The organism is Pantoea sp. RSPAM1 (assembly GCF_038816185.1).
GTDB lineage: Bacteria > Pseudomonadota > Gammaproteobacteria > Enterobacterales > Enterobacteriaceae > Pantoea > Pantoea ananatis.
The window spans coordinates 1,717,444-1,743,111 of sequence record NZ_CP046137.1 but is presented as its reverse complement, the minus strand read 5'-3'; the positions used below and the strand labels follow the sequence as shown (position 1 = coordinate 1,743,111).

Sequence of the window (25,668 nt, the reverse complement as noted above, 5' to 3'; positions counted from 1 at the left end):
CGGCCCACTTCTTTAGAAAAAACGCTGGCAGGCGTCAGGTTTGTCTGTAATTTGATGAAAAATCATGCACCCGCGCTAAGCCTCGCCCATAACTGACGGCAGCAAAATGCGCTTGATCATAGATTCTTCACCCAATCCGGCGTTAAACCCGTTAAGCTTGGGGAAATTGTCGTAAGAACGTTAAAGGAGAGGTTATGCCAGCCCAACGGAAAAATCTGACTCGTCAGCAGGCACTTGATACGCTTGAGCAAATGTATGATGAAGCCGTCAACGCTCTGCGCGCATCTATTAAGGCCTATACGGAAGAAGGCTCGCTACCCGATCCCGTTGCCCGCGCGCAAGGTCTGTTTGTTTATCCTGAACTACGCATTACGTGGCAGGGCGACGGGCCTCAGCAGAATCGTACCCGAGCCTGGGGCCGCTTTACCCATACTGGCAGTTACAGCACCACGGTGACGCGCCCTGCTCTGCTGCGCCATTACATCGCTGAACAGCTGGCCATGCTGGAAAAAGAGTACGAGGTGACGATCGACGTCGGCCCTTCGCGTCAGGAAATTCCCTATCCTTACGTCATAGATGGGTCCGATCTGTCGCTGGACCGCACCATGAGCGCGGGGATTGCGCGTCACTTTCCAACGACTGAACTGTCGCAGATTGGTGATGAAACGGCAGATGGTTTATTTCATGCCGATGCGACCTTTCCTCTGTCTCACTTTGACGCGTTGCGTACCGATTTTTCGCTTGCCCGCCTGCGCCACTATACGGGCACGGCGGTTGAGCATTTTCAGCCCTTTGTCCTGTTTACCAATTACACGCGCTATGTAGACGAATTCGTACGCTGGGCCATTGAACAGGTTCGCGATCCTTCAACCCCTTTCGACAGCCTGGTCTGCGCGGGCGATGTCGTTCTGACAGCGGACACCGAAGGCAATGAAGCCATGCTGTCTGACCTGGCCTGGAAAAAGCATCAGATGCCAGCCTGGCATCTGACCTCACCCAATCGCCGGGGCATTACGTTGATCAATATCGGCGTGGGCCCGTCCAATGCTAAAACAATCTGCGATCATCTGGCGGTCATTCGTCCTCACGCCTGGCTGATGATCGGCCACTGCGGCGGCCTGCGTGAGAGTCAGCGTATTGGTGACTACGTGCTGGCTCATGCTTACCTGCGCGACGACCACGTGCTGGACAGCGTTCTGCCACCCGACATTCCGATTCCAAGCATTGCCGAAGTTCAGCGAGCGTTGTATGACGCAACCAAGTCCGTGAGCGGTATGCCAGGAGAGGAGGTAAAAGAACGGCTACGCACCGGAACCGTTGTGACAACGGACGATCGTAACTGGGAGCTGCGCTATTCAGCCTCTGCCCTGCGTTTTAATCTGAGCCGGGCCGTGGCTGTCGATATGGAAAGTGCAACGATTGCTGCTCAGGGATACCGTTTCAGGGTGCCTTACGGCACCTTGCTGTGCGTTTCGGACAAGCCACTGCACGGTGAAATCAAACTGCCGGGCCAGGCAAACCGCTTTTACGACGGCGCGATTTCAGAGCATTTACAAATTGGTATTCGTGCGGTTGAATTATTGCGCGCCGAAGGTGATAAGCTGCATTCACGTAAGTTACGTACGTTTAACGAACCGCCTTTCCGTTAAACAATAATGAATAAAAAAGACGGTATTCATGCGAAAACCCTTCCCGCTAATACCGTCTTGTTAATTAGGACGATATTCCGAATCAGGCCGCGTTCAGAACGGCGGTATTAATGAACCAGGCAAACACCGCAAGAATAGCCGGTACCATCAGCGTCCAGATAAGGCGGTTATTAAGGCTTTCAAAGCGTAAATCCAGTTTATCGAATCGTTCATCAATCCTGTCGAATCGCTGGTCCATGGCCTCCATTCTCCGGTCCATCGCATCCAGTCGCCGATCGATACCATCGAGCCTGATATCAATACCATTCAGTCTCATATCAATGCCGTCCAGTCTCTTGTCAATGCCATCAAACCGTATATCCATTGCGTCGAGCCGGGCGTCAATGCCGTTAAATCTCACCTCATTAGCCGCGAATTCTTTGTAAACATCATCAAACTTCGCGTTGATAATGTTAAAACTTACCTCGATAGCATTAAATTTATTAGCAAAATTGAATAAGATGCCATCGATGGCTGAAAGTTTGCCTTCAATACTGACCAGCCTGCCATCAACATCGTCAAACCGGATGCTAAACTGTTGGACTTTCTCTTCCAGCAGCGTATATCGCTGAACCATTTCAACGTGAAACACCGCCTGTTCCGCACCCAGAAGCTCAAGATCGGCTTTGGTCGCGAACGCCATAGCCTGCCCGCTAAAAAGCGCCAGGTCGATTTTTATTTGATGGTTATCTTCTTCAAGCCGCTCAAAGCGCGCCTCAAAATTTTCCATTTTTTTGCCTCCTGTCCAGCGCTGACTGAGGGTCAAATGCGGATTACCGCGATTCCGTTTTCCATACCGATTGCCCATGAGCGTTTCCTGACAGGCGGATTAACGTCATCCATTAACGTGAGCTGCAACCTGCTTCAGCATTATTGAAGCAAAGTCCTGCGCAATAAACATTACCTGATTGATTAAAAAGGAAAAATAAAATGGAAATTGTTCTTTTCCTTTATTCACAATGTTGAATCAAAGAATAAAAGCACGGCCGCGCGAAGAAAAGAAGGTAGATCGATATTCTGGAAGGGTGCGCACAATGATGGAAAATAACCGAGAAAACAACCGCAAACGCTTTTTGAAATCTAATGTTAAAACCGTTACAGCATATTCAATATGCTGTAACGGTTGGATTAATCAGGCGCTCAGCCAGCCGAGCTTAATCACAAATAATACAGACAGAACAATCAGTGCCGCGTTGATCTCTTTGGTGCGTCCGCTGAGCAGCTTTACCAGGGTCCATGTAATAAAGCCAAAGGCAATACCGTTAGCAATGGAGTAGGTCAGCGGCATCGTCAGCGCGGTAACGGTTACCGGGGCAGCCGTGGTGATGTCTTTCCAGTCAATTTCGGCCAGCCCGGACGTCATCAAAACCGCAACAAACAGTAATGCTGGCGCGGTGGCATAAACCGGCACGCTTGACGCCAGAGGAGAAAAGAACAGCGCAAGCAGGAAAAGTACCGCAACCACAATCGCCGTCAGGCCGGTACGGCCGCCTGCGCTCACCCCGGCGGCAGACTCGACGTAACTGGTGGTCGTAGAGGTGCCCAGCAGCGAACCAAACAGCGCAGCAGCACTGTCGGCAACCAGCGCGCGTCCCATTTTGGGCACATTGCCCTGCTCGTCAGCCAGTCCGGCGCGTTTGGTTACACCCAATAGCGTGCCGGTGTTATCAAACACATCCACGAACAAGAACGCGAAAATCACGCTAATTAAGCCAACGTTAAAGGCACCCGCAATATCCAACTGCATGAACGTCGGTGCGATTGAAGGTGGTGCAGAAAATACACCGCCAAATTTCGTCAGGCCAATGCCCATAGAGATAAAGGTGATGATCAGAATGCCTATCAAGACCGCGCCCGTGACGCGACGCGCTTCCAGTACCACAATGATGATAAACCCTAACATCGCCAGTAAGGGGCCCGGCTTGGTCAGATCGCCAATCCCCACCAGGGTAGCCGGATTATCCACAACGATACCCGCACCTTCCAACGCGATAATCGCCAGGAAGAGACCGATCCCTGCGGCGATACCGGCGCGCAGCGGCAGCGGAATGCTCTTGATAATCCACTCGCGAATCTTAAATATCGATAAGGCGAAAAAAATCACCGCGGACAGGAATACCGCGCCCAGCGCAATCTGCCAGCTGTAGCCCATGTGCAAGACAACGGTATAGGTGAAAAAAGCATTCAGCCCCATGCCTGGCGCCAGCGCAATGGGATAGTTGGCAATCAGTCCCATTAACACTGAACCAATGGCGGCGGCCAGACAGGTCGCGACGAAAACAGCACCTTTATCCATGCCGGTTGCACCCAAAATACTGGGGTTAACAAACAGAATGTAGGCCATTGCCAGGAAGGTGGTGATACCGGCGATGATTTCAGTGCGTACAGTGGTGTTGTGCGCTTTTAATTTAAATAGTTTTTCTAACATCATTATCTCTCGATGATAGAGACGTCACTCAGGTGCGCGTTCTCTTGCCAGGGTTATGGTCATGCTGTTTGTTGTGATACTGAGGGATCGCCAGTGCTGCCGCATGCCAGCCCGGCCACCCGAAATACTGTTTTGCTTTCCTTAGTCATATGAGCAATTGCAAAGGCTTAAGCAATTGCTGTGCCAGCCCGACACGCAATCGATTACCTGGATGAGCGCAAGCGAGCCTTAAGAGAATTCTGAACCGAATCAGGGCGCGATTATGGTGCATTGCCCCCTAAATGCGCAATCGTTTTCCTTTCCCCGCCCTGCCCGGCAAAATTATGCGTTTCCGCACGCTTCAGCATTTTGTCAGGCGACGCTGGTCACGTTTCAGCTGCATCAATCAGCAGGCAATGTTGGAACGTGTAAACTCCCATTTAACTCTTCAGTAACATTGAGGTCACACGATGAAGCCAGCAATTTTGGTGGTGGATGACGATCATGCCGTCTGCGATTTATTGCAGGACGCACTCAGTGAACATGCGTTGTTGGTTTATCGCTGCCATCAAGGGAAAGATGCCCTGACGATGGTGCGCGAACATCCGGATATTTCCCTGGTTATGCTTGATATGATGTTGCCCGACACCAACGGTTTACTGGTTTTGCAGCAGCTGCAGCGACTGCGGCCTGATATTCTCGTGATTATGTTGACCGGTATGGGTTCGGAAGCGGAAATGGTGGTAGGCCTGGAGATGGGGGCGGATGATTATATCGCCAAGCCCTTTAATCCACGCGTTGTGGTTGCGCGGGCGCGGGCGGCTCTACGGCGCAGCGGGCGCGTGGTGATGCCGGAAACGGGCCATGAGGGATGGCGCTTTAATGGCTGGCTGCTTGATGAAACGCGCTGCCAGTTGCTTAATCCGCAGCGCGAAACCGTGCCGTTAACGCAGGGTGAATATACCTTGCTGCGCGCGATGGTGCGGCACGCGCGTAAGGTCCTGACGCGTGACCAGTTACTGGAACTCACCCACAGCGAAACGATGGACGTGTTTGACCGCACCATCGATGTGCTGATTATGCGGTTGCGGCGCAAAATCGAAGCAAACCCCCATCAGCCCGGCCTGATCCGCACGATTCGCGGGCTGGGTTATGTTTTCTCGGCGGACGTAGTCAAACCTGAAGGTTCGCGGCTCTCCACGCAGACGGCCTGAGCCATCCACTGCCGCATGTCGGTCAACGGGCGAATACCGTCGACTGCATTGGCCGCGCGCAAATTAAACCGGGCGCAGGTATGCGCAAGCTGCAGCGTTGCCAGCATGTCATCCCCTTCATGGCTGGCATACAGTACGCCCGCACAAAATGCATCACCTGCGCCAACGCTGCCCACAATCTCGTCGGGTGCCAGCTGCCACGCAGGCTGCCAGATGCCCTCGCCGCCGACTTCCTGCCCCCATGCGCCTTCGGGCGCGTGTATCACAACGCGCTGACGCACCCCCTGCCCGGCCAGCCACTGTGCAGCCAGGGCAAAGGCTGCGGGTGGTTGGATACCGTTATCATCCCGCAGAACGACGCCAGACAACGCCTGGGCTTCCAGTTCGTTAATAACCAGGTAATCTAACCAGCGCAACGCAGGCAATACCTGTGGTCGGTAATCCCCGGCACGGGACGCCAGATCGAGCGAGGTAAAATAGCCACGCTGCTGCATCTGGGCCAGCAAACGGGCGCTGCGCGTGCCGAACTCGCTGTCCGCGCCGTCCAGCGTTTCAAGCAACAGCAAATAGCCCAGATGAAAGATGCGCTGCGCATCGTCTACAGCGGCGAAATGCGTTCTGTCCAGCAGGGCATTTGCGCCAGGGGAAAAGAAAAACGTTCGTTGCCCGTCCGGTGCGGTCATAACCTGCGTCATCGCGGTGGGTTTATCGCCGGTACGTTGAACCCACCGATGATCGATCTGCGACGCCTGCATGATAGCCAGCAGGTAATCGCCGTCGGCGTCATTGCCCAGCAGGCCAATCGCCACCAGCGGAAGCTGACACTGCATGCGCGAAAGGGTGAGTAAAACATTCAGCGGTGCGCCGCCTGCCGCCTTTTCGCTATGCTGTACCTCAGCCAGCCAGCCCTGTTCCGGCCAGTGGCTAATACGATGAACGTAATCCACCAGCATCACGCCAGCGGCCAGAATGCCGCGCCGCGCCCCCATCTACGCCTGCCCTACGCTGCCGAAAATCTTCATCTGCTGCATCACGGTGTCACAAATTGCGTTCTCCACCGCCATCAGCAGCTCGGCAAACTCGTCATAGCGGGTGTTGCGTGAGGCCAGGCTGCGTTCCACCGCGTCGAGTGCCGCCTGCGACATGCCGGTATAGAAGTTGATTTTATGGATCCCGAGTGAGATCGCCCGCCGGAAATCCGCGTCGCTGATGCCTGAGCCACCGTGCAGCACCAGCGGTACGCCGGTTTGCCCACGGATAGCCGCCAGCCGGTCAAAGTCAAGTTTAGGCTCTCCTTTGTATTTCCCGTGGGCGTTACCGATGGCCACCGCCAGCGTATCAATGCCGGTTTCACGCACAAACTCAGCAGCCAGCCGCGGATCGGTAAATTTTTCGCTGTCGGCTTCGCCAAATAACGCGCCCCCTTCGTCTCCGCCCACCGCGCCCAGTTCCGCCTCAACCGACACGCCGACAGCATGTGCCGCTTTGACCACTTCACGCGTCTGGCGAATATTTTCTTCATAACTCAGCGTTGAGCCATCGAACATTACCGAGGTGAATCCCAGACGGATTGCCTGCATCACCGCCTCAAAGTGCAAACCGTGATCCAGGTTGAGCACCACCGGAATCGCGTGCTTCGCCGCTTCAAACTTTATCGCCTCAACCAGCTGGTCGAGCGTGACGTATTTAAAATGCACTTCCGCAATATTGATGATAAAAGGCGAGCGTTGCTGCTCTGCGGCCGCAAACAGCGCGCGCAGAAAATGCGTGTCCAGGACGTTAAAGGCGCCCAGCGCGTACCCCTGCTTCTGCGCATGGGCCAGCCCCTGTGCCAGAGAGATCAAAGCCATTATTCACTCCTCAGATTGAGCCAGTGGGAATAGTCGTTACAGAGCAGCCGATGCGGTTCCTGATCCTCATCAAGGGCGTTGAAGCGCGCCAGCGGCGTCAAAAATACGTTATCGTTGTCATCATCGTTAGGCATTGAGACTTCGCCAACCAGCACATCGCCAAAGCCGTTTTCGCCCCAGAAGCTGTGCCAGACGCCGGCGATTAACGTCACGCTTTCGCCCGGAGACAGCCTGAGTTGCGAACCCGCCGCATGGGTTTGTGTGAGGCCATCCAGCGATACCGTCACCGGCGAGTTCGCCTTCCCGTCGCCTTCACGGTTATACAGTTCGACGATCAGATTGCCGCCCCCGCGGTTGATGATGTCTTCCATCTTGCGCGGGTGGTAATGCATCGGAGTTACCTGCCCTTCACGCACGTGCATGACTTTTTCAGCATAAGGCTTGTGCCAGGGCTTGCCGCCTGACGAGCCGTTGCGCAGCGTAAAGAGCGTCAGGCCGGTTTGCAGAAAATCATCGGCGCCAAAGCTGGTGAGGTCCCAGCCCAGCCGTAACGCGATAATTTCATCAATGTCGCCCTGCTGCTGACGCCACTGACTGAGGTCGTAATCAGCCCAGGGCGGCAGATGGATATCCTGGCGTGTAAAAAAGTCCTGCGTGTTTTGCAAAAACACATTCACTTCGGAGCGTTGCATCGTCAGCTCTCCCGTTAAAGCGGCACCCGACGATGCCGCGCGCCGGTTTATTTCACTGTCCAGCCCTTGTAGCTGCTGACGTTATTGCGGTCGATTAATTTAACCGGGATCAGCACGGGTTTATCCGGTGCCGGTTTGCCCTGCAGAATGTCGTAACCGATCTCGACGGCTTTGGCTGCCATCACCTGCGGATCCTGGGCTGGCGTAGCGGCGAACAGCGAGTTCTTACGTTTTAGCGCTTCCTCACCATCCGGCGAACCGTCCACGCCGACAATAAAGAACTCGTTACGCTGGGCCTGTTTTGCCGCCAAATCGGCACCGATCGCGGTCGGATCGTTAATCGCAAATACCGCGTCGATTTTTGGATTGGCTGACAGCAGGCCGGTCATGACTTCCAGCCCCCCTTCACGGCTGCCTTTGGCGTTCTGATTAGAGGAAAGCAGCTTAATATCCGGATGGCGTTTCAGTTCGGTCATGCAGCCTTCCACGCGGTTTTGTACGGCAGAGACCGGCGGGCCGTTGATGATCACCACATTGCCTTTGTCTTTCAGACGATCGGAAATATATTTACAGGCCATTTCACCGGCCTGGGTGTTATCAGAGGTGATAGTGGCGTTAGCGCCATCTGCGGCGACGTCGACCGCAACCACAACGATACCCGCATCACGCGCGCGCTTGACCGCAGGGGCAATCCCTTTTGAGTCGGCGGCATTCAGGATAATCATGTCCACTTTTGCCGCAATGAAGTTATCAATCTGTCCTACCTGCTGCCCGAGATCGTAGCCACTCGACACCAGCGTGACTTTTACGTTATCTCCCGCCAGCTGACGCGCCTTCATCTCTGCACCTTTGGTGATCTGCACAAAGAATGGGTTAGCGAGGTCGCCTACCGTTACGCCAATCGATTTCAGTTCTTTTGCCTGAGCCACGCCGGCACTGAGCAGCGTTGCCGCCAGCAGCCCGGTTACAATCGGATTAAAACGCATAGATCTTCTCCTGCTGTGATTTATCTGCCAACTGCTCAATGGCGCTTTGTTTGCTCTGCGCATGGGGGCTGTCAGCCCACATGATGACGAGTACGATATTTATCGATCAGGACGGCGATGATGATGACCGCACCTTTAATAACCAACTGCCAGAAGTACGAGACGCCCATTAACGTCATGCCGTTATTCAGCGTGGCGATAATCAACGCCCCAATCAGCGTGCCGGTGATGGTGCCGATGCCGCCGACGAAACTGGTGCCTCCCAGAATCACCGCGGCAATAGCATCCAACTCATAACCCACGCCCAGATTGCCGTTGGCGCTGTAGAGGCGCGAAGCACTCATCAGCCCGCCCAACCCCGACAGCAATCCGCTCATACCGTAAACAAATATCAGCACCAGGCCCACTTTGATGCCGGTCAGTCGTGCGGCCTGAATATTGCCGCCCACCGCATAGATATGAACGCCCAGCGTGGTGCGACGCAGAATGAACCAGCAAATCGCGATAACGGCGAACGCGATCACGATCAGCCAGGGCACCGGCCCCAGGTAGCCATTGCCAATCCACTCAAAGTTAATATCGGAATTGATCACCGTGGTGCCGTTTGCCAGCAGATAAGCCGCCCCGCGCAGTGCGGTATAGGTGCCGAGCGTGACGATAAACGGAGGCAGTCCGGCCCAGGCCACGAGAATGCCGTTAAACAATCCCATTACCAGCCCGGCGCCAAGCGCCATCGGAATAGTTAGCGACGCCAGCATCGGGTCCAGCGAGGTCAGCAGCGCCACCACCGCCGTGGTGCCCAGCATCGAGCCCACGGACAAATCGATACCGCCCGTCAGGATGACAAAGGTCATGCCAGCGGCCAGCACGATATTGATGGAGGCCTGACGCGTAATGTTGAGCAAATTGGCTTCGGTAAAGAAGTTAGGCGTGACAAAGCCAAAGACCGCTACGATTAAAATCAAAATCGGTAAAATGCCCACGGTCTGCATGATGTCGCCCATCAGCGCGCGTTTGACTGTCGGTGGATTAACAGGTGCCGTTTGTGTCATTGTTTTATCCTCATACTTCAAGCGGTGATGCACTGTGTGCACCGGTTGCCAGCGTCATGATGTTTTCCTGAGTGATCGTATCGCCCGCCAGCTCACCGGCGATGGCACCTTCATGCATCACATAAACCCGATCGCTCATGCCAACAATCTCCGGTAATTCGCTGGAGATCATGAGAATGGCTACGCCCTGACGCGCCATTTCCTGCATCATGCGATAAATTTCGCTTTTTGCGCCGACGTCAACGCCGCGCGTTGGCTCATCCAGAATTAAAATGCGGGGACCGATGGCGATCCAGCGGGAAATCAACAGCTTTTGCTGGTTGCCACCCGACAGGCCGCCCGCGCGTACCAGCGCGTGGGGCACGCGAATATTGAGCGAGGAGATCGCTTCGCTGGCAATCTTCCGCGATTTACCGCGGTTAAGCATGCCGTAGCGGGCATCACGCTCCAGCGTGGCCATGACGATGTTTTCCTGCGCGGCCATTTCCAGAAACAGCCCCTGCTCTTTACGGTTCTCGGTAAGAAACCCAATGCCTTGCGCAATCGCCTCACGTGGCGAGTGAATATCCACCTTTTGACCATCGATCCAGACGTCGCCCTGTTTAAGCCGCTGCACGCCAAAAATCAGCTGTGCCAGCTCGCTCCGTCCCGCGCCCACCAGGCCGGCCAGGCCGACGATTTCGCCCGCGCGTACCTCAAGGCTGGAGGGATGCACTTTGTCGCCGTCGGACAGATCATTGACGGCCAGCCGCACGGCCCCGCGCGCTATCGTGCGGTCTTTATTAAACAAGTCGCTGAGCGGTCGCCCCACCATCATGCGCACCAGTTCGCTGGCATTCAGATTGTCGCGCGTCAGGCTGCCGACATACTGTCCGTCACGCAGTACGCTGACGCGATCTGACAGCTCATACACTTCCGCCATACGATGACTGATGTAAATAATGGCCATGCCTTCGCTACGCAGGCGCTTGATCAGGGCAAACAGTTGTTCGGTTTCGCGGTTCGAGAGTGCGGCGGTTGGCTCATCCATCACCAGAATCCGGCTGTTACGGTGTAAGGCGCGCGCAATTTCCACCTGCTGCTGCTCAGCAATACTCAGCCTGCTGACTTTGTCGGTGGCGCTGAACTGCGCGCCCAACCGGTTGATCACCTGCTGTGCCTCATCCGCCATCTGATGACGTTTCACCATGCCTGCACGGGTAATTTCACTGCCCAGAAAGATGTTTTCCGCCACGGTAAGATTGGGCGCCAGATTGATTTCCTGATAGATCAGCGTGATTCCGGCGGCTAACGCCTCTTTAGGGCCTTTCAACTGCCAGGGTTTACCATCAATGAGCACCTCTCCGCTGCTGGCCGCATAGGCCCCCGCCAGGATCTTCATCAGGGTGCTTTTACCCGCGCCATTTTCGCCCATCAGGGCATGGACCTCACCGGGATACACCGTGAGATCCACCCCTTTCAAGGCGTAAAAATGACCAAAGCGTCGGGTGATCTCGCGCATTTCGAGTATCGGCTTTGCTGTCATCTACCCGCTCCTGCTGGTTATGGATAGCAGCGAGTTAAGCAGTGTCAGATAAATGGAAAATGTCAGAGGCCATTCATATTTGTCATATTTCGCCTCGTCCTCACTTCTATACTCGGCTCATCGTCGCACGAGCGGAGAGTCTTTATGCAACGCAGTTCACCGTGGCAGGTCGGGGCGCGCGGTCGCCTGTTGCTGTCTCATTTATTGGTGGTGTGCGTCACCCTAATGGTGAGCGTGGTGGCGGTGACCAGTTTTCGCCATGCGGGCACCATTCAGGCCCAGGCCCAGGCGCAGACGCTGGCTGATATGAACGGCAGCCTTGCCCTGGCGCGTGATACGGCCAATGTGGCCATCACGGCAGTGCGGTTGTCCCAGGTGGTCGGTGCGCTTGAGTATCAGAGCGAATCACGACGTTTACAGCAGAACCAACAGGCCCTACAGCACTCACTCTCTTTACTGGCGAGCACGCCGCTTGCCGCACGTGAGCCTGAGCGTGTGGCGCGCCTGCGTGCGCGTAGCCTGATGCTTGAGCAGTCGGTGAGCATGCTGCTGCGTCAAGGCCATGAACGCCATTTACAGCGCAACATCGTGCTAAGCGGATTATGGCAGTCGCAGCTGCTGCTGGAACGCATTAATGATCTGGTTCAGCGCGATGGCAGCCCTGTACCCGATTTCGCGCTACGTCAGCAAACCGGCAGGCTACTGGATATTGCGATTCGCACGCCGTCATCGACGGCGGTCATCGAGCACCTGCAACAGGTGATGATGCAATGGCGCAGCGTGGTCGCGCCAGGTGCACTGGGCGACAATGTACAGCAGCTGCTGGAAACACAACGCGGCCTGGTCCCGTTGGCCGCAGAGCTGGAGGAGAGTGACCTGGCGATTGCCTATGCGACTTACCGTATCAAGGCGCTGGTGGCGGCGCTGAATGATGACATTACCGCTTACGTCCAGCAGGTCGGGCAACAGACGGAAAGGCGTAACATCGCCACCCATCATCAACTCGACTCGGTTAGCGGCTTTATCATGCTGTCTGCCCTGCTGGCGCTGGCCATCACCCTCTATACCGGGTACTACATTTACCGCAATCTGGGCTCCAGCCTTACTGCCATTGCCGGTGCGATGACCCGGCTGGCACAGGGAGAGCAGAACGTCAGCGTGCCGGGATTACAGCGTCGGGACGAACTGGGTGAGCTGGCGCGCGCGTTTAACGTTTTTGCGCGAAATACCGCTTCTCTGGCCCAGACTTCTCGCCTGCTAAAAGAAAAAAGCACCCAACTGGAATCAACCTTCCTGGCCATGCGTGACGGTTTTGCCCTGTTTGATAACAGCGGAGAACTGGTGGTGTGGAATGCGCAGTATCCGGCGCTGCTGGGCATCGCTCCCCGCGATCTGCAGCGCGGTTTGCACTATCAGCACTTGCTGGAGCCGCTTAAGGTGCCGTTGCAGGATTTAGCGGAACCCCAGGAAGTGAGGCTGGCAGACGGCCGCACGCTGGAACTGCGTTTCAGTCCGGTACCACGGCGCGGAATGGTCAATACGGTGCTGGATCGCACTTCGCGTAAGGTGCTGGAAGAGGCACTCGTGCACAGTCAGAAAATGAAAGCGGTGGGCCAGTTGACCGGCGGCATCGCCCATGATTTTAATAATCTGCTGGCCGTTATCATCGGCAGCCTGGCCTTAACCGAGGGGCAACTGGCACCCGGCCCCGTCGCCAGCCGGATTGAACGAGCCCGCCAGGCGGCGGACAGAGCGGCGCTTCTGACCCAACGGCTGCTGGCCTTTTCACGCAAACAAACCCTGAATCCCCATGCGGTGTCTGTCGTGTCGTTGGTGGAAAATCTACAGGGGTTGCTGCAACACTCGCTGTTGCCCGGTCAGCATCTGGTCATCGACGCTCAGCGCCCCGGCTGGCCGGCCTGGATAGATGCCAGCCAGTTGGAGAATGCGGTGATGAATCTGGTGGTCAATGCCAGAGATGCGATGGGTGGCCAAAGCGGCGAAATCCACCTGCGCATCTGGAATCAGCGGCGTAGCGAGCAAGGCGAAAAACGTGACAGGGTGACCATCGAAGTGATCGATCACGGCTGCGGCATGTCCGACGAGGTGCGTGCTCAGGTGTTCGAACCCTTCTTCACCACTAAGACCACCGGAACCGGGAGCGGGCTGGGACTGTCGATGGTGTACGGTTTTGTCCGCCAGTCGGGTGGACAGGTGGAGCTGGAAACGGCCCCCGGTCAGGGCACAACCGTGCGGCTGTTGCTGCCGCGCGCGCCTGATGCCGTAGCCGCCCGGCCCCCCGTCTTTGCCCCGACTCACCACGCGGCTGCAGACGATCGTTTGATTTTGGTACTGGATGATGAACCGGCGGTACGGCAAACCCTGTGCGAGCACCTGCATCAACTGGGTTATCTGACGCTGGAGTGCGCGACCGGCGAAGAGGCGCTGGCGCTGTTGCACCAGACGCCCGATATCGATTTGTTAATCAGCGATTTGATGTTGCCCGGTGAGATAAACGGCGCAGAGGTGATTCGTCAGGCGCAGCAAAAGTGGCCCAAGCTGGCAACCTTGCTGATCAGCGGTCAGGACCTGCGCCACCAGCCCGTTACGCTGCCGCTGTGTGAGCGGCTGGCAAAACCCTGGCAGGCGGCACAGTTGGTGCAGGCGCTGCAGCGCGCCTGGCAGCGGAGTGCAAGGCTTAATCGTGCCCGCCAGGCTGCCATAACGGCACCGGTTTCCCGATGATATAACGTTTACGCAGGCAGCTTGAGATGGCATCCATGATCATCACCACGACCACCAGAATCAACGTCAGGAACATCACCACATCCCAGTTCCACAGACGCATATTCTCAGCATAAACCAGGCCGACACCGCCCGCGCCAACAAAGCCGAGCACCGCTGCTGAGCGAGTATTCGACTCGATTTGGTAAAGGCTGAGCGCCAGAAACTGCGGAAAAGACTGGGTGAAAATACCGAAACGGTGTTTCTGCAGGCTGTTCGCCCCCAGTGCACCCAGCCCGCGACTCGGCGAACGCTCCACCGCTTCATGCCCTTCCGAATAGAGCTTACCCAACAGGCCTATGTCCTGCAGGATAATTGCCAGCACCCCGGCTAACGGCCCCATGCCGACAGCCCGCACAAAGATCAGGCCCCAAATCGCCATATCAATGCCGCGCAGCATGTCGAACAGACGACGCACCAGGAAGGCAACAGGCCTGGCAACCTTGTCGTGCATTACGTTTCGTGCGGCCAGAAAGGACAGCGGCAGCGCCAGTAGCGTGGCGGTCAGCGTGCCGGCAAACACGATTGCCAGGGTAATCCCGACCTGAGAGAAATAGTAGCCAAAAGGCCAGTTGGCAAAGTCCTGCCAGACAAACATACGCAGAAAGTAGCGCCCCAGCTGCTGGCAGCCAACCAGCAGGCGGCCCCATTCAATGCCGTACACCAAAAAGAAAAAGACGTAATAGAGCATCAGCGCCAGCGCCAGCATGGCCAGACGACGCAGATAGCGGTGCTGCGTGGCGAAGAGTTCAGGGTGCTGCTGCTTCATCACGGTGATATCAGGAGCCAGTGTGACCATCATTATTCCTCCACGACGCGGCGGCGCAGGCGGCCAGAAACCGTGTCCAGCAACGACACCACAATCAAAATCAACAGCAGCGTCATGCTGACCTGATCGAAGCGATCCAGTTTAATATTGGTCATCAGCTCCTGGCCGATCCCACCTGCCCCAACGAGCCCCAGAATGGTCGACGAGCGGAAGTTAACCTCCAGGCGCATAAAACTGTAAGACAAAAAGGTGGGTTTGACCTGGGGCCAGAACGCAAAGCGCATCCGTTGCAGCTTGCTCGCGCCGCAGGCCGCCAGCCCGCGCACCGGCTTGTCCGATGCCGATTCGATGGCTTCATAAAACAGTTTGGTCAGGCTGCCAATGGTGTGCAGGGCCAGCGCCAGAAAGCCGGGAATCGCCCCAATACCAAACGCCATCACAAACATCACCGCCCACGCCAGTTCCGGCATGGTGCGTAAAAACGCGACGAAAGCGCGAATACCCATGCGCAGGCTGGCAGGCGTTTGCGTGTTGTCCGCTGCAAAAAACGCCAGAATACCTGCTATAACCACGGCAATCAGCGTGGAGGCCAGCGCCAGCTGCAGGGTTTCCCAAATCAGCGGCAGCTGAATATTCAGACGATAGCCCCAGTAGGCCAGCGACCCTTCCGTCTTGCCATCGGCAAACAGGAGCGGCAGATGTAAAACAGGCATGATTTCACGGATATAATCAAAAAAGTGCGGCAACGACTGCCAGATGGTCACGAGATTGAACTCGGCCATATTGGCCGCCGCCAGATAAATCACGACCAGCAACAAAGACCAGATAAGCGAATCACGCTTCTGTTGGCGGCGAATACGTTGGTAATAGCGTTCGAAGTCGGTCACGTGAAGTGTCTCGGATTGATGTGTTACAAAGCCATCCAGGCAATGTTGACGCGCAGGCTAGCCCGCCGGTGAGGTTGTGCCGCCCCCTTATTCAGGGCGGCACGATGGCTGCAAGCAAACTGCCCTGCCGTTAACCGCGCGCGCCTTTCATCAGCTCGCGCTTCATATCAATGATGTTCTGGAAGTCCGCTACCGAGGTTTTGCCAATGTGCTGCTGGCCCCCTACGGCTTTGGTGAAACAGGCGTGATCGTCTTTATCCAGTTTTTTGATCGCGGCGATGACTTTCGCTTTGAAATCCGCTGGCAGTTTATTGCTCACCAGAATCGGACCATTAGGAATTAACGGCGACTGCCAGATAATCCGAATCTGCTTCATCAGGTCAGGATGATCCATACGGATCAGGCGGCCAAAGGCACCTGAGGTATAGCCCGTGTTGTAATCACCGACCATAGAGGTCCAGGTCACCGCGCCGTCGAACTGATTGTTCAGCACGCCCAGAATGTCCTGCTCGTGACCGCCAGAGAAGGTTACGCTGGAAAAGAAGTTGTTGTATTTATTGTCGATGTTGCCGCCAAACATTTTCTTAAACGCCTGGTTTGGCACGAGGAAACCGGATGTAGAATCTGGATCCGCCATACCAAAAGATTTGCCTTTCAGATCTTCCAGCTTCTTATAAGGGCTGTCGGCTTTCACAATCACCACGGAGTGGTAACCGCGAGACTGATCTTTGTCATCCACCACGATGCCCACTAAATCGACGGCTTTAGGATCCTGAATATACACAGACGCATACGAGGAAGGAGACATACTCAATACCAGATCCACTTTCCCGCCCAGCAGCCCCTGAATCACGCCTGAATAGTCTGAAGAATTGCGGATTTTGGTATCCACGTTCAGTTCTTTATCAAAGAACGTTTTCACACACTGGTTATCACCAATCTGCTGCGTCGCGTTCTGACCACCCAGAATACCCAGATTCAGCTCTTTTGGTGCGTCCGCTGCCTTAACGCCAAAGGTAAGCAGTGCTGTCGTCAATAACGCGAAAGATCTCATTTTCATTAGCCTTGTTCTCTTGCTGTGATAGTTAGTGGATCTGGTTAAATTCATCGCCGTACAGCTGATGCAGTAAGTCGTCCGTCAGGTCAGAAGGATGGCCGTCAAAGATCACCACACCGCGCTGAATACCTATCACACGCGTGCAGTAACGTTTTACCAACTCAATGGAGTGCAGATTCACCATCACGCTGATGCCCTGATCGCTGACCTGGCGCAGCACATCCATAATACGGGTGGTATTTTTAGGATCGAGCGAAGCGACCGGCTCATCGGCCAGCAGAATTTTGGGGTTTTGCATCAGCGCCCGGCAAATTGCCACGCGCTGCATCTGACCGCCGGAGAGATTCTCGGCCCGCTGTAACGCCTGCGGCAGCATATTCATCCACTCAAGCAGTTGAATGGCGCGAGCACGGTCGGTGTCAGAGAACACTTTGAAAAATGATTTCAGCGTTGACGTCTGACTGAGGCGACCCAACAGCACGTTGGTTAACACATCAAGGCGAGGCACCAGGCAGAAATCCTGAAAAATCATCCCGCACTGGGTGCGCAATTCACGCATCTGGCGGCTGCTGAGATTCACCACATCGCGGTCGGCTTCGCCGTGATGCAGGCTCACAATTGCACCCTGCGAGGCGGAGATTGTGCCGTTCAGCATATGCAGCAGCGTCGATTTGCCTGCGCCAGAGCGACCAATTACCGCAACTAATTCACCCGCATGCAGATCGAAACTGACATTATCGAGGACCTTATTGTTGCCATAGGCCTTGCTCAATCCCTGAACAGATAACACTTTTTGCCCGCCTGAGTGGGTCGATGAGGGGACGTTATCGACCACCGTTTTAAGCAGTGCCTGTGCCATGATGTTCTCCGTTGTTCCAGTTTACGTTCTGTGACCTGCCCCAGAATCCCGGGGCTGACTTACCCTGTCTGGCTCGTACCCATCGGTTCAGTGCGTTATCGGGCGACAGGAACAGCAGTCCCTGCTCGCGCCGCAGGAACCTGACGAGAGACCGCTATATTAAGAACACAGGGGATGAAAGCTGTATTACGGTTAGATGATTAAACTGTGACAGGCAAATCGGCCCCCAGAGACAGCGACAAGCCGTCACAGGCTGCGCGAACCCCATCGGGTAAGGCGTGCTCTGCCAGCCAGCTATCCATGTGATGGCTGAGATGAATCAGCCAGGCCTGGTGCGGTTTCAGTTCATCAATGATGTTTAGCGCGGCGGTCAAATCGTTATGGTTGCGCCCGCCCTGCCCGGGGGGATCGTTACAGTCTACCAGCAGGTGATCCAGCCGTTGTCCACGCAGGAAATCGGCGGTGTCCGGCGGCAGGCCGCAGGTATCGCACAGCCAGGCCAGACGCGATCCATGCCAGTCAAACAGGTAGCCGTGGGTCAGTCGTGAATGCTGAAGCGGCAATGGTGTCACCTGTAATTCACCGAACTGATGTGCCACGTAAGGCGTTAAGGCGGGGCGAAAATCCAGCAGTCCGGGATGCTTAAACAGGTCATCGCAGCCCTTGTCGTCCGGCGGTCCCCACACAGGAAGAGATTCGCCCTCGCCCCAGCGCAGAGTGAACAGCCCCTGCACATGGTCCATATGATAGTGGGTCAGCAAAATTCGGTTGATTTCGCCAGGCTGAAAGCGCTCGGCCAGCAATGGCAAACCGGCATCCAGTAAAATACGTTCGCGTCCGGCCTCAATTAACGCGCAGGTGGGCGCGCGGCGATAGCGGGCAGACTGGCGGGCGCGCAAACAGGCATGACAGTCACAACCAAACACCGGCGCGCCTGTTACGCCGCCGGTACCAAGCAAGGTCAGTTTCATGGGAACTCCGCCAGCAGCTGTCGTAACTGTTGTACCGTATCCACCAGCGCACCATCGTTATTCAGCCGCAGGCAGCCCTCTGGCTGATGCTGGGCCGCGCGCGCCAGTCGTTGAACGATCTCGTCTTCGCTCTCGCGCCCCCGCTGCCGGAGCCGCGCAGCAAGCACCGATGGGGAAACCTCAATACACAGCGGCAACAGCCGTGCGCCATAACGCGCACGAACCTGTTCCAGATGCTGGCGGGAGCCGTTTACCAGCACGTTTTGCCCGCACGCCAGCCAGCTATCGATTTCACTCCCTATACCGTAATGAAAACCGTGGGCCTGCCAGCTGACCGCAAATAACCCCAGCGCCTCGCGCCGGATAAACTCCGCTTCCGTCAGGGCCACGTGGTTTTCGCCCCCCACATCGTGAGGGCGGGTGATATAGCGGTGCGCAATCAGCAGGCCGTCAGGCGGCGCCTCGCGCAGCAGATCCAGCAGGCTGTCCTTGCCTGAGCCGGACGGGCCGATAAGCCAGATGAGCCGGGCCATCAGTACACCTGCCGGCCTTTGCTCCAGACATGGCGGATGTGGGGATGACCATGTTGGGTATGCGCCAGTACCAGGTCCGCGCGGCAGCCTTCCGTAATCACGCCACGATCCTCCAGTCCCAACGCGCGCGCCGGATTACAGGTGACCAGCGCAACAGACTGGGACAGTGACAGCGTGTTCCGCTCATCCGCCGCTAAGCGGAAGGCCGCATCTAACAGGCTGCCGGGATAATAGTCCGATGACAGAATATCCAGCATCCCGTGTGATGCCAGCTCCCAGGCGGCTACGTTACCCGAGTGCGAGCCACCGCGAACAATATTCGGTGCGCCCATCAACACCTGCATATTGCAATAACGTGACGCCTTCGCCGCCTCCAGCGTGGTGGGGAATTCAGCTATTGCGCTGCCTACGCCGTGCGACTCTTCCACGTGTGCTGCGGTCGCGTCATCGTGGCTGGCAATCGCAATACCATGATCCCGGCACAGCGCGGCAATCGCCAGGCGGTTGGGTTGCGACCACTCTTTCGCCAGCGCCAGCTGATCGCGTTCAAACTCGTCCATCTGCTCGTCATTAAGCTGATATTTTCCCTGATAGTACTCGCGATACTTTTCCAGCGACGCGTACTGGCGCTGGCCCGGTGAATGGTCCATCAGCGAGACCAGTGACAGCTCCGGTGACGAGATCAGCGCTTCAAACAGCGGCAGCGTGGTGTGATGCGGCAGTTCGCAGCGCAGATGTAATAAATGCTCGGCGCGGTTGAGCCCCTTGCGGTTACTGTCACGAATCGCGCCAATCATTTTGCTGAGGTTTTCCAGCCGGTGTCCCCCATCGCGTACATCACCCACACCGATGGCATCCAGCACGGTAGTGATGCCGCTGGCCACCATCAGCGCATCGTGGCTGCTCATGGCGGAATGGGCTGGCCAGTCAACCTTGGGCCGCGGGGTGAAGAACTTGTCCAGGTTGTCCGTGTGCAGCTCGACCAGTCCGGGCAACAGAAACGCGCCCTCTCCGTCCAGCGCGCTGGCGAGCTGGCTGGCGGTTTCGCTAAAGTTGGTAATGCGGTCTTCACGAAACTCCAGCGATCCCGCTACCACTTCGTTTTCCAGCACCAGCTTTACATTATTGATGATCATGCTTCTGCCCCTGTTTTGAAGGGCTGCATCACGTGCAGGCGATCGGCCACACGCTCCCGCACCGCTTCGTCATGAAAAATACCGACAATGGCCGCGCCACGCGCGCGCGCCTGTTCAATCAGACTCACAACTGCGGCGCTGTTAACGCTGTCGAGCGACGCCGTAGGCTCATCCAGCAGCAGTACGGGATAATCGGCAATAAAGCCACGGGCGATGTTGACGCGCTGCTGCTCGCCACCGGAGAACGTTGAAGGTGCCAGGGACCAGAGGCGTTGCGGGACGTTGAGCCGGGTCAGCAGATCTTTGGCGCGCGCTTCACAGAAGCTGCGCTCAACGCCGCGTTCCAGTAACGGCTGCATCACGATATCCAGGGTCGGCACGCGCGGGATAACCCGCAGAAACTGACTGACCCAGCCGATGGTATCCCGACGAATGGCAATAATCTGGCGAGCGGGTGCCTGTGCCATATCGACCCATTCGCCCCGATGCTGCACCCAGATACTGCCGCTGTTGGCCTGATAGTTGCCATACAGGGCACGCAGCAGGGTGGATTTGCCGCTGCCCGAATGACCGTGCAGCACCACGCATTCGCCCTCACTGACTTCCAGGCTGGCATCCTGCAACACTGGCAGAGCCGCCCCATTCTGATTGTGCAGCACAAAGGTTTTGCACAAATTTTCTACGCGCAGTTGCGTCTTCATAGTCGCTGTCGCCATTAGTTAAGCACCGATGAAACCAGCAGTTGCGTATAAGGATGGTGGGGATCATCCAGCACGCGGTCGGTTAACCCACTTTCCACTACCCGGCCTTGCTTCATGACCAGCAGCCGATGCGCCAGCAGACGGGCCACGCCCAGATCGTGGGTCACAATGATCACCGCCAGATTCAGTTCGCGCACCAGCGTACGCAGCAGATCCAGCAAGCGCGCCTGCACCGAGACGTCCAGCCCGCCTGTAGGTTCATCCATAAACACCAGTTTCGGCTGGGTGACTAAATTGCGGGCGATTTGCAGACGCTGCTGCATGCCGCCGGAAAACGTCGTCGGCAGGTCATCGATACGGTTCGCAGCGATTTCCACCGCCTGCAGCCAGTGACTCGCCTCGGCGCGGATCTCGCCATAGTGACGGTGGCCGACGGCCATTAAACGCTCACCGATATTGCCGCCTGCCGAGACCTGGGGACGCAGTCCTTCCAGCGGATGCTGGTGTACCACGCCCCACTCCGTGCGCAGTAAGCGGCGACGGTCGCTTTCGCTCATCTGGTAAAGATCGCGCTGCAGGTAATGAATTGCGCCTGCCTGCGGGGCCAGCCGGGCAGACAGGCTCCGCAACAAGGTGGTTTTACCCGAACCGGACTCTCCCACAATCCCCAGCACCTCGCCCGGGTAGAGATCAAAGCTGACCTCCTCGAAACCTTTGCCCGGTGCATAAAGGTGCGTGAGGTTATGGACCGCGAGCAGCGGTTGTTCACTGTGCATGTTGTTGTTCCTGCTGCTGGTGGCAAAAATCGGTATCTGAGCACACAAACATGCGCGTTCCCTGATCGTCCATCACGACCTCGTCCAGATAGCTGTGACGCGATCCGCACAGCGCACAGGGTTCGTCCCACTGCTGCACGGTGAAGGGATGATCGTCGAAGTCGAGGCTTTCAACTTTGGTGTAAGGCGGCAAGGCATAGATGCGCTTCTCGCGTCCGGCACCAAACAGCTGCAGGGCGGGCATCATGTGCATCTTCGGGTTATCGAATTTGGGAATCGGCGACGGATCCATCACATAGCGATCGTTGACCTTCACCGGATAGGCATAGGTGGTGGCGATGTGGCCGAAACGGGCAATATCTTCGTACAGTTTGACCTGCATGATGCCGTACTCTTCCAGCGCATGCATGGTGCGGGTTTCCGTCTCGCGCGGCTCAATAAAGCGCAGCGGCTCGGGAATCGGCACCTGAAAAATCAGAATCTGATCTTCTTCCAGCGGGGTTTCCGGAATACGGTGACGCGTCTGAATCAGCGTGGCATCCACCGTGCGTTCCGTGGTGGCCGCGCCGCTCACTCGCTGGAAGAAACGACGGATGGATACGGCGTTGGTCGTATCGTCCGCGCCCTGGTCGATGACTTTCAGGACGTCTCTGTCGCCAATGACGCTGGCGGTGATTTGAATCCCGCCGGTGCCCCAGCCGTAAGGCATCGGCATTTCGCGTCCGGCAAAGGGCACCTGATAGCCTGGAATCGCCACCGCTTTTAAGATGGCGCGCCGGATAGTGCGTTTGGTTTGTTCGTCAAGGTAGCCGTTGTTATAGCCGCTGAGTTCAGCCATTTTGCTGCTCCTGATAGTCCTGACGCAGACGTTTCAGCAGTTCCAGTTCCGCCTGGAAATCGACGTAGTGCGGCAGTTTTAAGTGGGAAACAAAGCCTGCGGCTTCAACGTTATCCGCATGGGACAGAACAAATTCCTCATCCTGCGCCGGGCTGGTGATACGTTCATTATGCTCGCGCGTCTGTAAGGCGCGATCCACCAGCGCCATGGACATGGCTTTACGCTCTGCCCGACCAAAGACCAGGCCATAGCCGCGCGTAAAGTGCGGTGCGCTTTCCCCATCGTGGGTAAAACCGTTGACCATTTCACACTCGGTCAGCAGCATTTCCCCAATCTCCAGCTCAAATCCCAGTTCTTCCGGGCAAACGCTGACGCTGACATAACCGGTCCGGATTTCTCCGGCAAACGGATGGGTGCGGCCATAGCCGCGCTGGGTGGAATAGCCCAGCGACAGCAGAAAACCTTCATCGCCTCGCACCAGCTGTTGCAGTCGTGCGGCACGCGAGGCGGGAAAGCCCATTGGCTCTCGGGTGATGTCGGTGGGTTCGCTGCCGTCGTCGCTTTCACGCTCTGCTAAGCCTTCGTCGCTCATCATGCTGAACATGTGCGGGCAGTGTTCGGGTAGCGCCTGCTCACTGCGCGGCGGCAAAGGCGTTTCCCCGTTAGCCATCAGGGTAAAGTCCAGCAGCCGGTGGCTGTAGTCATAAGTTGGGCCTAAAACCTGACCGCCAGGCAAATCCTTATAAACCGCGGAGATACGCCGCTCGATCCGCATATTGCCGGTGTCCAGCGGCGTGCTTTGCGCCAGACGTGGCAGGGTTGTGCGATAGGCGCGTAGCAAAAAAATGGCCTCAACCAGATCGCCGCTAGCCTGTTTAATGGCTAACGCCGCCAGCGCGGGATCGTAAATGCCGCCTTCGGTCATCACGCGATCTACCGCCAGGCCAAGCTGCTGCGCGATCTGATCGCAGGATAACTCCGCGACCGTACGGTCGCCCCGGCGCAGATCGGCCTGAAGATGATGGGCATTGGCAATGGCTTTTTCGCCCCCTTTGACCGCTACGTACATGAGCACACCTCAACATGGGTTGTCCGTGGCACCGCCATCATCGCTTCGCCACAGGTAAAGATGAGATCCACGCCCTGAGGGAACGGATGCGGTCGGGCGCGCAGGTATTCGAGCACGCTTTCTGGCAACTGGGGCGCAATGGCGCGCGCCTCTCGCAGGCCCGGACCAGACAACCGTAGCGCCAGCCCACCGTTCAGTGCGGGCACCTCAATAATCAACGTGGTGCTTTTTTCCGGTGCCAGATTGTCGCCTGCGGCGAAGTCTGCAGGATTGGGCTGAGCGGTCGCGTGGCTGAGCGCAAAGGCTGCGTCATTGCTGTCGGTAAGGGGCGCACCCGTATGGAAACGCAGGTTATCGCGCAGTTCCTGATTATCAACCTGGGGATCCAGCCACAGCGGGCTTTCCTGATCCACCAGCGTCAGCAGCACGGCGGTGGCGGCAGGCGAAAGTGCGCCCCAGCCCTGTTGCAGCGGCAGGGAAACCATCACGCCAGGCTCGCTCATGGCTTTCAGAATGCGGCGGAAGGCATGCTGTGCATCCGCAACCGGGTGATTAAAACTTGCCAGTAAAGTCATTCATTGTCTCCGCGTACCAGCGTAAAGAAGTCCACTTTGCTGCTGGCGATTTCACGTGCACGCAGCTGACGCTGTTCTTCACGCGAGGCCGCCAGCGGGATAATTATTTTTTCCTGCAGCAGTTCAGCGGTGTCCGCCTGTTGCAACAGGGCATCCATCAGAGCGCAGCGTTCGGCATGGTCTTTATCCCGACCGAGAAGATAGCTGTAACCCAGGGTGCCGTCGTTCAGCCGCACCACTGCACGCGTCACGGTGGCATCGCCCACTACAAAGCGTTTGCCGGTGGCGCCCATGCGGGCCTGCAGGCGCGTCAGACCAATCTCGGCCGGGCGAATCAGGGTAAATTCGGGCTTGAGGTTGAGCGGCTGCCAGTACGCGTCAAGCTCGGCTGCGCTGCTGTGTGCCAACACCGAAAGCCAGTGCTGGCGGGCCGTTTGCTGTTTCATTAATGCTCCAGAGTGAGTTCGATCATGTCGCCACGCGTGAGGCTAACGGAGTATTCCGCCATTGCGCCATCGGTGGTTTTATTCAGCGTCCGCACGCACAACAGTGGAGAGTGCAGCGCGATTTCCAGCTGCTTACACTCTTTAGCCTGCGCCCGGCGGGTGCTGATGCGCGTCTGGCTGCGCACCAGCTGCTTACCGGTGTGCTGCTGCAGATAGTCATGAAGTGAGCCGCTGTTGAAGCGCTGCAGCTGTGGCCACCAGCTGAGATCGGCAAGGAAGTGGTTGATCAGGCAGACCGGCAAGCCATTCACCCGGCGCAGGGTTCGCAGATGAATAACGTTAGCGCCTTCGCTGACGCCAAGCGCGGCGGCCACGTCGGCACTGGCCGGGCGCAGCACCGCCAGCAGGCGTTCACTGGTGGGGTCGCTGCCCTGCTCCATCAGGTTCTGGCTGAAGCGAGCCTGAGCGTGTAGCGGATAGTCGTAGGGGCGCATCAGCACTAAAATGCCGACACCATGGCGACGTTGCAGCAGGCCCTTATTCACCAGTTCGTCTACTGCCCGACGAAGCGTATGGCGGTTCACCGCATAGTGATCGGCCAGCTGCTGCTCAGAAGGTAAATAGTCACCGCTGCGGTAGCGTTCCTGAACAGCCTGCTCCAGTTGCGCGGCAACAGCCTGATAAACAGTGGTCGGATGTCTGGATAACTCCATCACAATTAAATCCTCACATCAGTAGAGGGATTTCACAGCGAAGATGCTGCGGGATGGAAACAGAGTGACGAGATCAGATGACAGCGAGGTGACGAGACGGTGACGTAAAAATGAATTTGCGCCAGCCTGTCCCGCTCAGG

The 25,668-nt window shown here is 56.7% G+C and carries 25 protein-coding genes; 3 read left to right on the top strand and 22 right to left on the bottom strand.

Annotation, left to right across the window (positions count from 1 at the left end; all coding sequences use genetic code 11):
• The first annotated feature begins 194 nt into the window (after positions 1 to 194).
• Positions 195 to 1,649 (top strand): AMP nucleosidase, encoded by a 1,455-nt coding sequence (locus tag GKC68_RS08660; RefSeq protein WP_028724777.1) that lies wholly within the window; start codon positions 195 to 197, stop codon positions 1,647 to 1,649.
• 82 nt (positions 1,650 to 1,731) lie between these two features.
• On the opposite strand, the gene GKC68_RS08655 is transcribed toward GKC68_RS08660, so the two are convergent.
• A complete protein-coding gene (locus GKC68_RS08655) occupies positions 1,732 to 2,418 on the bottom strand; it encodes a hypothetical protein (RefSeq protein WP_230624222.1) in 687 nt (228 codons plus the stop codon).
• A gap of 402 nt (positions 2,419 to 2,820) precedes the next feature.
• Entirely contained in the window at positions 2,821 to 4,119 is a 1,299-nt protein-coding gene (locus tag GKC68_RS08650) for an NCS2 family permease (protein WP_014605517.1), read from the bottom strand.
• 446 nt (positions 4,120 to 4,565) lie between these two features.
• Between GKC68_RS08650 and GKC68_RS08645 the strand changes: the two genes are divergently transcribed.
• On the top strand, positions 4,566 to 5,309 hold the full coding sequence (locus tag GKC68_RS08645) for a response regulator transcription factor (protein ID WP_047713890.1): 744 nt from the start codon (positions 4,566 to 4,568) through the stop codon (positions 5,307 to 5,309).
• Here GKC68_RS08645 and GKC68_RS08640 read toward each other — a convergent pair.
• The 6 genes from GKC68_RS08640 to GKC68_RS08615 form a co-directional block, all read right to left on the bottom strand.
• A complete protein-coding gene (locus GKC68_RS08640; RefSeq protein ID WP_047713891.1) occupies positions 5,246 to 6,298 on the bottom strand; it encodes a carbohydrate kinase family protein in 1,053 nt (350 codons plus the stop codon). The genes GKC68_RS08645 and GKC68_RS08640 overlap by 64 nt on opposite strands.
• Positions 6,299 to 7,159 carry a ketose 1,6-bisphosphate aldolase gene (locus GKC68_RS08635; protein WP_047713892.1) on the bottom strand — a complete coding sequence of 287 codons (861 nt, stop codon included), beginning with the start codon at positions 7,157 to 7,159 and terminating at the stop codon, positions 6,299 to 6,301. It abuts the gene before it with no gap.
• Positions 7,159 to 7,851, bottom strand: coding sequence for a D-lyxose/D-mannose family sugar isomerase (locus GKC68_RS08630; protein WP_047713893.1), 693 nt, complete (start codon positions 7,849 to 7,851; stop codon positions 7,159 to 7,161). The genes GKC68_RS08635 and GKC68_RS08630 overlap by 1 nt, the downstream gene beginning before the upstream one ends.
• A 47-nt stretch (positions 7,852 to 7,898) precedes the next feature.
• A complete protein-coding gene (locus tag GKC68_RS08625) occupies positions 7,899 to 8,837 on the bottom strand; it encodes an ABC transporter substrate-binding protein (protein ID WP_047713894.1) in 939 nt (312 codons plus the stop codon).
• Positions 8,838 to 8,908: 71 nt separating this feature from the next.
• Positions 8,909 to 9,889, bottom strand: a complete 981-nt coding sequence (locus GKC68_RS08620; protein WP_028724785.1) for a ribose ABC transporter permease — start codon at positions 9,887 to 9,889, stop codon at positions 8,909 to 8,911.
• A gap of 10 nt (positions 9,890 to 9,899) precedes the next feature.
• Positions 9,900 to 11,414 carry a sugar ABC transporter ATP-binding protein gene (locus GKC68_RS08615; protein ID WP_342656759.1) on the bottom strand — a complete coding sequence of 505 codons (1,515 nt, stop codon included), beginning with the start codon at positions 11,412 to 11,414 and terminating at the stop codon, positions 9,900 to 9,902.
• Between the two features lie 144 nt (positions 11,415 to 11,558).
• Between GKC68_RS08615 and GKC68_RS08610 the strand changes: the two genes are divergently transcribed.
• Positions 11,559 to 14,159: an ATP-binding protein gene (locus tag GKC68_RS08610; protein WP_342656758.1), complete on the top strand. Its 2,601-nt coding sequence runs from the start codon at positions 11,559 to 11,561 to the stop codon at positions 14,157 to 14,159.
• On the opposite strand, the gene phnE (GKC68_RS08605) is transcribed toward GKC68_RS08610, so the two are convergent.
• The 14 genes from phnE (GKC68_RS08605) to phnF form a co-directional block, all read right to left on the bottom strand.
• Positions 14,113 to 14,997: a phosphonate ABC transporter, permease protein PhnE gene (gene phnE, locus GKC68_RS08605; protein WP_064365873.1), complete on the bottom strand. Its 885-nt coding sequence runs from the start codon at positions 14,995 to 14,997 to the stop codon at positions 14,113 to 14,115. The genes GKC68_RS08610 and phnE (GKC68_RS08605) overlap by 47 nt on opposite strands.
• 2 nt (positions 14,998 to 14,999) lie before the next feature.
• Positions 15,000 to 15,854 carry a phosphonate ABC transporter, permease protein PhnE gene (phnE, locus tag GKC68_RS08600; RefSeq protein ID WP_028724789.1) on the bottom strand — a complete coding sequence of 285 codons (855 nt, stop codon included), beginning with the start codon at positions 15,852 to 15,854 and terminating at the stop codon, positions 15,000 to 15,002.
• A 130-nt stretch (positions 15,855 to 15,984) separates the two neighbouring features.
• Complete coding sequence (gene phnD, locus GKC68_RS08595) at positions 15,985 to 16,914, bottom strand: phosphonate ABC transporter substrate-binding protein (RefSeq protein ID WP_028724790.1); 930 nt, start codon at positions 16,912 to 16,914, stop codon at positions 15,985 to 15,987.
• A 25-nt stretch (positions 16,915 to 16,939) separates the two neighbouring features.
• Positions 16,940 to 17,770 (bottom strand): phosphonate ABC transporter ATP-binding protein, encoded by an 831-nt coding sequence (gene phnC, locus GKC68_RS08590; protein WP_342656757.1) that lies wholly within the window; start codon positions 17,768 to 17,770, stop codon positions 16,940 to 16,942.
• Positions 17,771 to 17,970: 200 nt separating this feature from the next.
• Positions 17,971 to 18,741, bottom strand: coding sequence for a phosphonate metabolism protein PhnP (gene phnP, locus GKC68_RS08585; RefSeq protein WP_028724792.1), 771 nt, complete (start codon positions 18,739 to 18,741; stop codon positions 17,971 to 17,973).
• On the bottom strand, positions 18,738 to 19,274 hold the full coding sequence (phnN, locus tag GKC68_RS08580) for a ribose 1,5-bisphosphokinase (RefSeq protein WP_028724793.1): 537 nt from the start codon (positions 19,272 to 19,274) through the stop codon (positions 18,738 to 18,740). Before phnN ends, phnP begins: the two co-directional genes overlap by 4 nt.
• Positions 19,274 to 20,410 (bottom strand): alpha-D-ribose 1-methylphosphonate 5-triphosphate diphosphatase, encoded by a 1,137-nt coding sequence (gene phnM / locus GKC68_RS08575; protein WP_028724794.1) that lies wholly within the window; start codon positions 20,408 to 20,410, stop codon positions 19,274 to 19,276. Before phnM ends, phnN begins: the two co-directional genes overlap by 1 nt.
• Positions 20,407 to 21,126, bottom strand: a complete 720-nt coding sequence (phnL, locus tag GKC68_RS08570) for a phosphonate C-P lyase system protein PhnL (protein ID WP_033778130.1) — start codon at positions 21,124 to 21,126, stop codon at positions 20,407 to 20,409. Before phnL ends, phnM begins: the two co-directional genes overlap by 4 nt.
• Positions 21,126 to 21,887, bottom strand: a complete 762-nt coding sequence (gene phnK / locus GKC68_RS08565; RefSeq protein WP_047713898.1) for a phosphonate C-P lyase system protein PhnK — start codon at positions 21,885 to 21,887, stop codon at positions 21,126 to 21,128. Before phnK ends, phnL begins: the two co-directional genes overlap by 1 nt.
• On the bottom strand, positions 21,877 to 22,725 hold the full coding sequence (locus GKC68_RS08560) for an alpha-D-ribose 1-methylphosphonate 5-phosphate C-P-lyase PhnJ (protein WP_028724797.1): 849 nt from the start codon (positions 22,723 to 22,725) through the stop codon (positions 21,877 to 21,879). The genes phnK and GKC68_RS08560 overlap by 11 nt, the downstream gene beginning before the upstream one ends.
• A complete protein-coding gene (locus GKC68_RS08555) occupies positions 22,718 to 23,794 on the bottom strand; it encodes a carbon-phosphorus lyase complex subunit PhnI (protein ID WP_252294645.1) in 1,077 nt (358 codons plus the stop codon). Before GKC68_RS08555 ends, GKC68_RS08560 begins: the two co-directional genes overlap by 8 nt.
• Complete coding sequence (phnH, locus tag GKC68_RS08550) at positions 23,785 to 24,369, bottom strand: phosphonate C-P lyase system protein PhnH (protein WP_014594010.1); 585 nt, start codon at positions 24,367 to 24,369, stop codon at positions 23,785 to 23,787. Before phnH ends, GKC68_RS08555 begins: the two co-directional genes overlap by 10 nt.
• Entirely contained in the window at positions 24,366 to 24,815 is a 450-nt protein-coding gene (gene phnG / locus GKC68_RS08545) for a phosphonate C-P lyase system protein PhnG (RefSeq protein ID WP_028724799.1), read from the bottom strand. Before phnG ends, phnH begins: the two co-directional genes overlap by 4 nt.
• Complete coding sequence (phnF, locus tag GKC68_RS08540) at positions 24,815 to 25,528, bottom strand: phosphonate metabolism transcriptional regulator PhnF (RefSeq protein WP_028724800.1); 714 nt, start codon at positions 25,526 to 25,528, stop codon at positions 24,815 to 24,817. The genes phnG and phnF overlap by 1 nt, the downstream gene beginning before the upstream one ends.
• Positions 25,529 to 25,668: the final 140 nt, after the last annotated feature.

Bases quoted from the DNA above. Each gene is read 5' to 3' on its own strand.
- GKC68_RS08660 (WP_028724777.1), top strand. From the start codon at position 195: ATGCCAGCCCAACGGAAAAATCTGACTCGTCAGCAGGCACTTGATACG.
- GKC68_RS08555 (WP_252294645.1), bottom strand. From the start codon at position 23,794: ATGTACGTAGCGGTCAAAGGGGGCGAAAAAGCCATTGCCAATGCCCAT.
- phnG (WP_028724799.1), bottom strand. From the start codon at position 24,815: ATGAAACAGCAAACGGCCCGCCAGCACTGGCTTTCGGTGTTGGCACAC.
- GKC68_RS08615 (WP_342656759.1), bottom strand. From the start codon at position 11,414: ATGACAGCAAAGCCGATACTCGAAATGCGCGAGATCACCCGACGCTTT.
- phnH (WP_014594010.1), bottom strand. From the start codon at position 24,369: ATGACTTTACTGGCAAGTTTTAATCACCCGGTTGCGGATGCACAGCAT.
- GKC68_RS08655 (WP_230624222.1), bottom strand. From the start codon at position 2,418: ATGGAAAATTTTGAGGCGCGCTTTGAGCGGCTTGAAGAAGATAACCAT.
- phnE (WP_064365873.1), bottom strand. From the start codon at position 14,997: ATGGTCACACTGGCTCCTGATATCACCGTGATGAAGCAGCAGCACCCT.
- phnC (WP_342656757.1), bottom strand. From the start codon at position 17,770: ATGGCACAGGCACTGCTTAAAACGGTGGTCGATAACGTCCCCTCATCG.
- phnD (WP_028724790.1), bottom strand. From the start codon at position 16,914: ATGAAAATGAGATCTTTCGCGTTATTGACGACAGCACTGCTTACCTTT.
- GKC68_RS08620 (WP_028724785.1), bottom strand. From the start codon at position 9,889: ATGACACAAACGGCACCTGTTAATCCACCGACAGTCAAACGCGCGCTG.
- phnK (WP_047713898.1), bottom strand. From the start codon at position 21,887: ATGCACAGTGAACAACCGCTGCTCGCGGTCCATAACCTCACGCACCTT.
- phnP (WP_028724792.1), bottom strand. From the start codon at position 18,741: ATGAAACTGACCTTGCTTGGTACCGGCGGCGTAACAGGCGCGCCGGTG.
- GKC68_RS08610 (WP_342656758.1), top strand. From the start codon at position 11,559: ATGCAACGCAGTTCACCGTGGCAGGTCGGGGCGCGCGGTCGCCTGTTG.
- GKC68_RS08635 (WP_047713892.1), bottom strand. From the start codon at position 7,159: ATGGCTTTGATCTCTCTGGCACAGGGGCTGGCCCATGCGCAGAAGCAG.
- phnL (WP_033778130.1), bottom strand. From the start codon at position 21,126: ATGGCGACAGCGACTATGAAGACGCAACTGCGCGTAGAAAATTTGTGC.
- GKC68_RS08650 (WP_014605517.1), bottom strand. From the start codon at position 4,119: ATGATGTTAGAAAAACTATTTAAATTAAAAGCGCACAACACCACTGTA.
- phnM (WP_028724794.1), bottom strand. From the start codon at position 20,410: ATGATCATCAATAATGTAAAGCTGGTGCTGGAAAACGAAGTGGTAGCG.
- GKC68_RS08625 (WP_047713894.1), bottom strand. From the start codon at position 8,837: ATGCGTTTTAATCCGATTGTAACCGGGCTGCTGGCGGCAACGCTGCTC.
- phnF (WP_028724800.1), bottom strand. From the start codon at position 25,528: ATGGAGTTATCCAGACATCCGACCACTGTTTATCAGGCTGTTGCCGCG.
- GKC68_RS08640 (WP_047713891.1), bottom strand. From the start codon at position 6,298: ATGGGGGCGCGGCGCGGCATTCTGGCCGCTGGCGTGATGCTGGTGGAT.
- GKC68_RS08645 (WP_047713890.1), top strand. From the start codon at position 4,566: ATGAAGCCAGCAATTTTGGTGGTGGATGACGATCATGCCGTCTGCGAT.
- GKC68_RS08630 (WP_047713893.1), bottom strand. From the start codon at position 7,851: ATGCAACGCTCCGAAGTGAATGTGTTTTTGCAAAACACGCAGGACTTT.
- GKC68_RS08560 (WP_028724797.1), bottom strand. From the start codon at position 22,725: ATGGCTGAACTCAGCGGCTATAACAACGGCTACCTTGACGAACAAACC.
- phnN (WP_028724793.1), bottom strand. From the start codon at position 19,274: ATGGCCCGGCTCATCTGGCTTATCGGCCCGTCCGGCTCAGGCAAGGAC.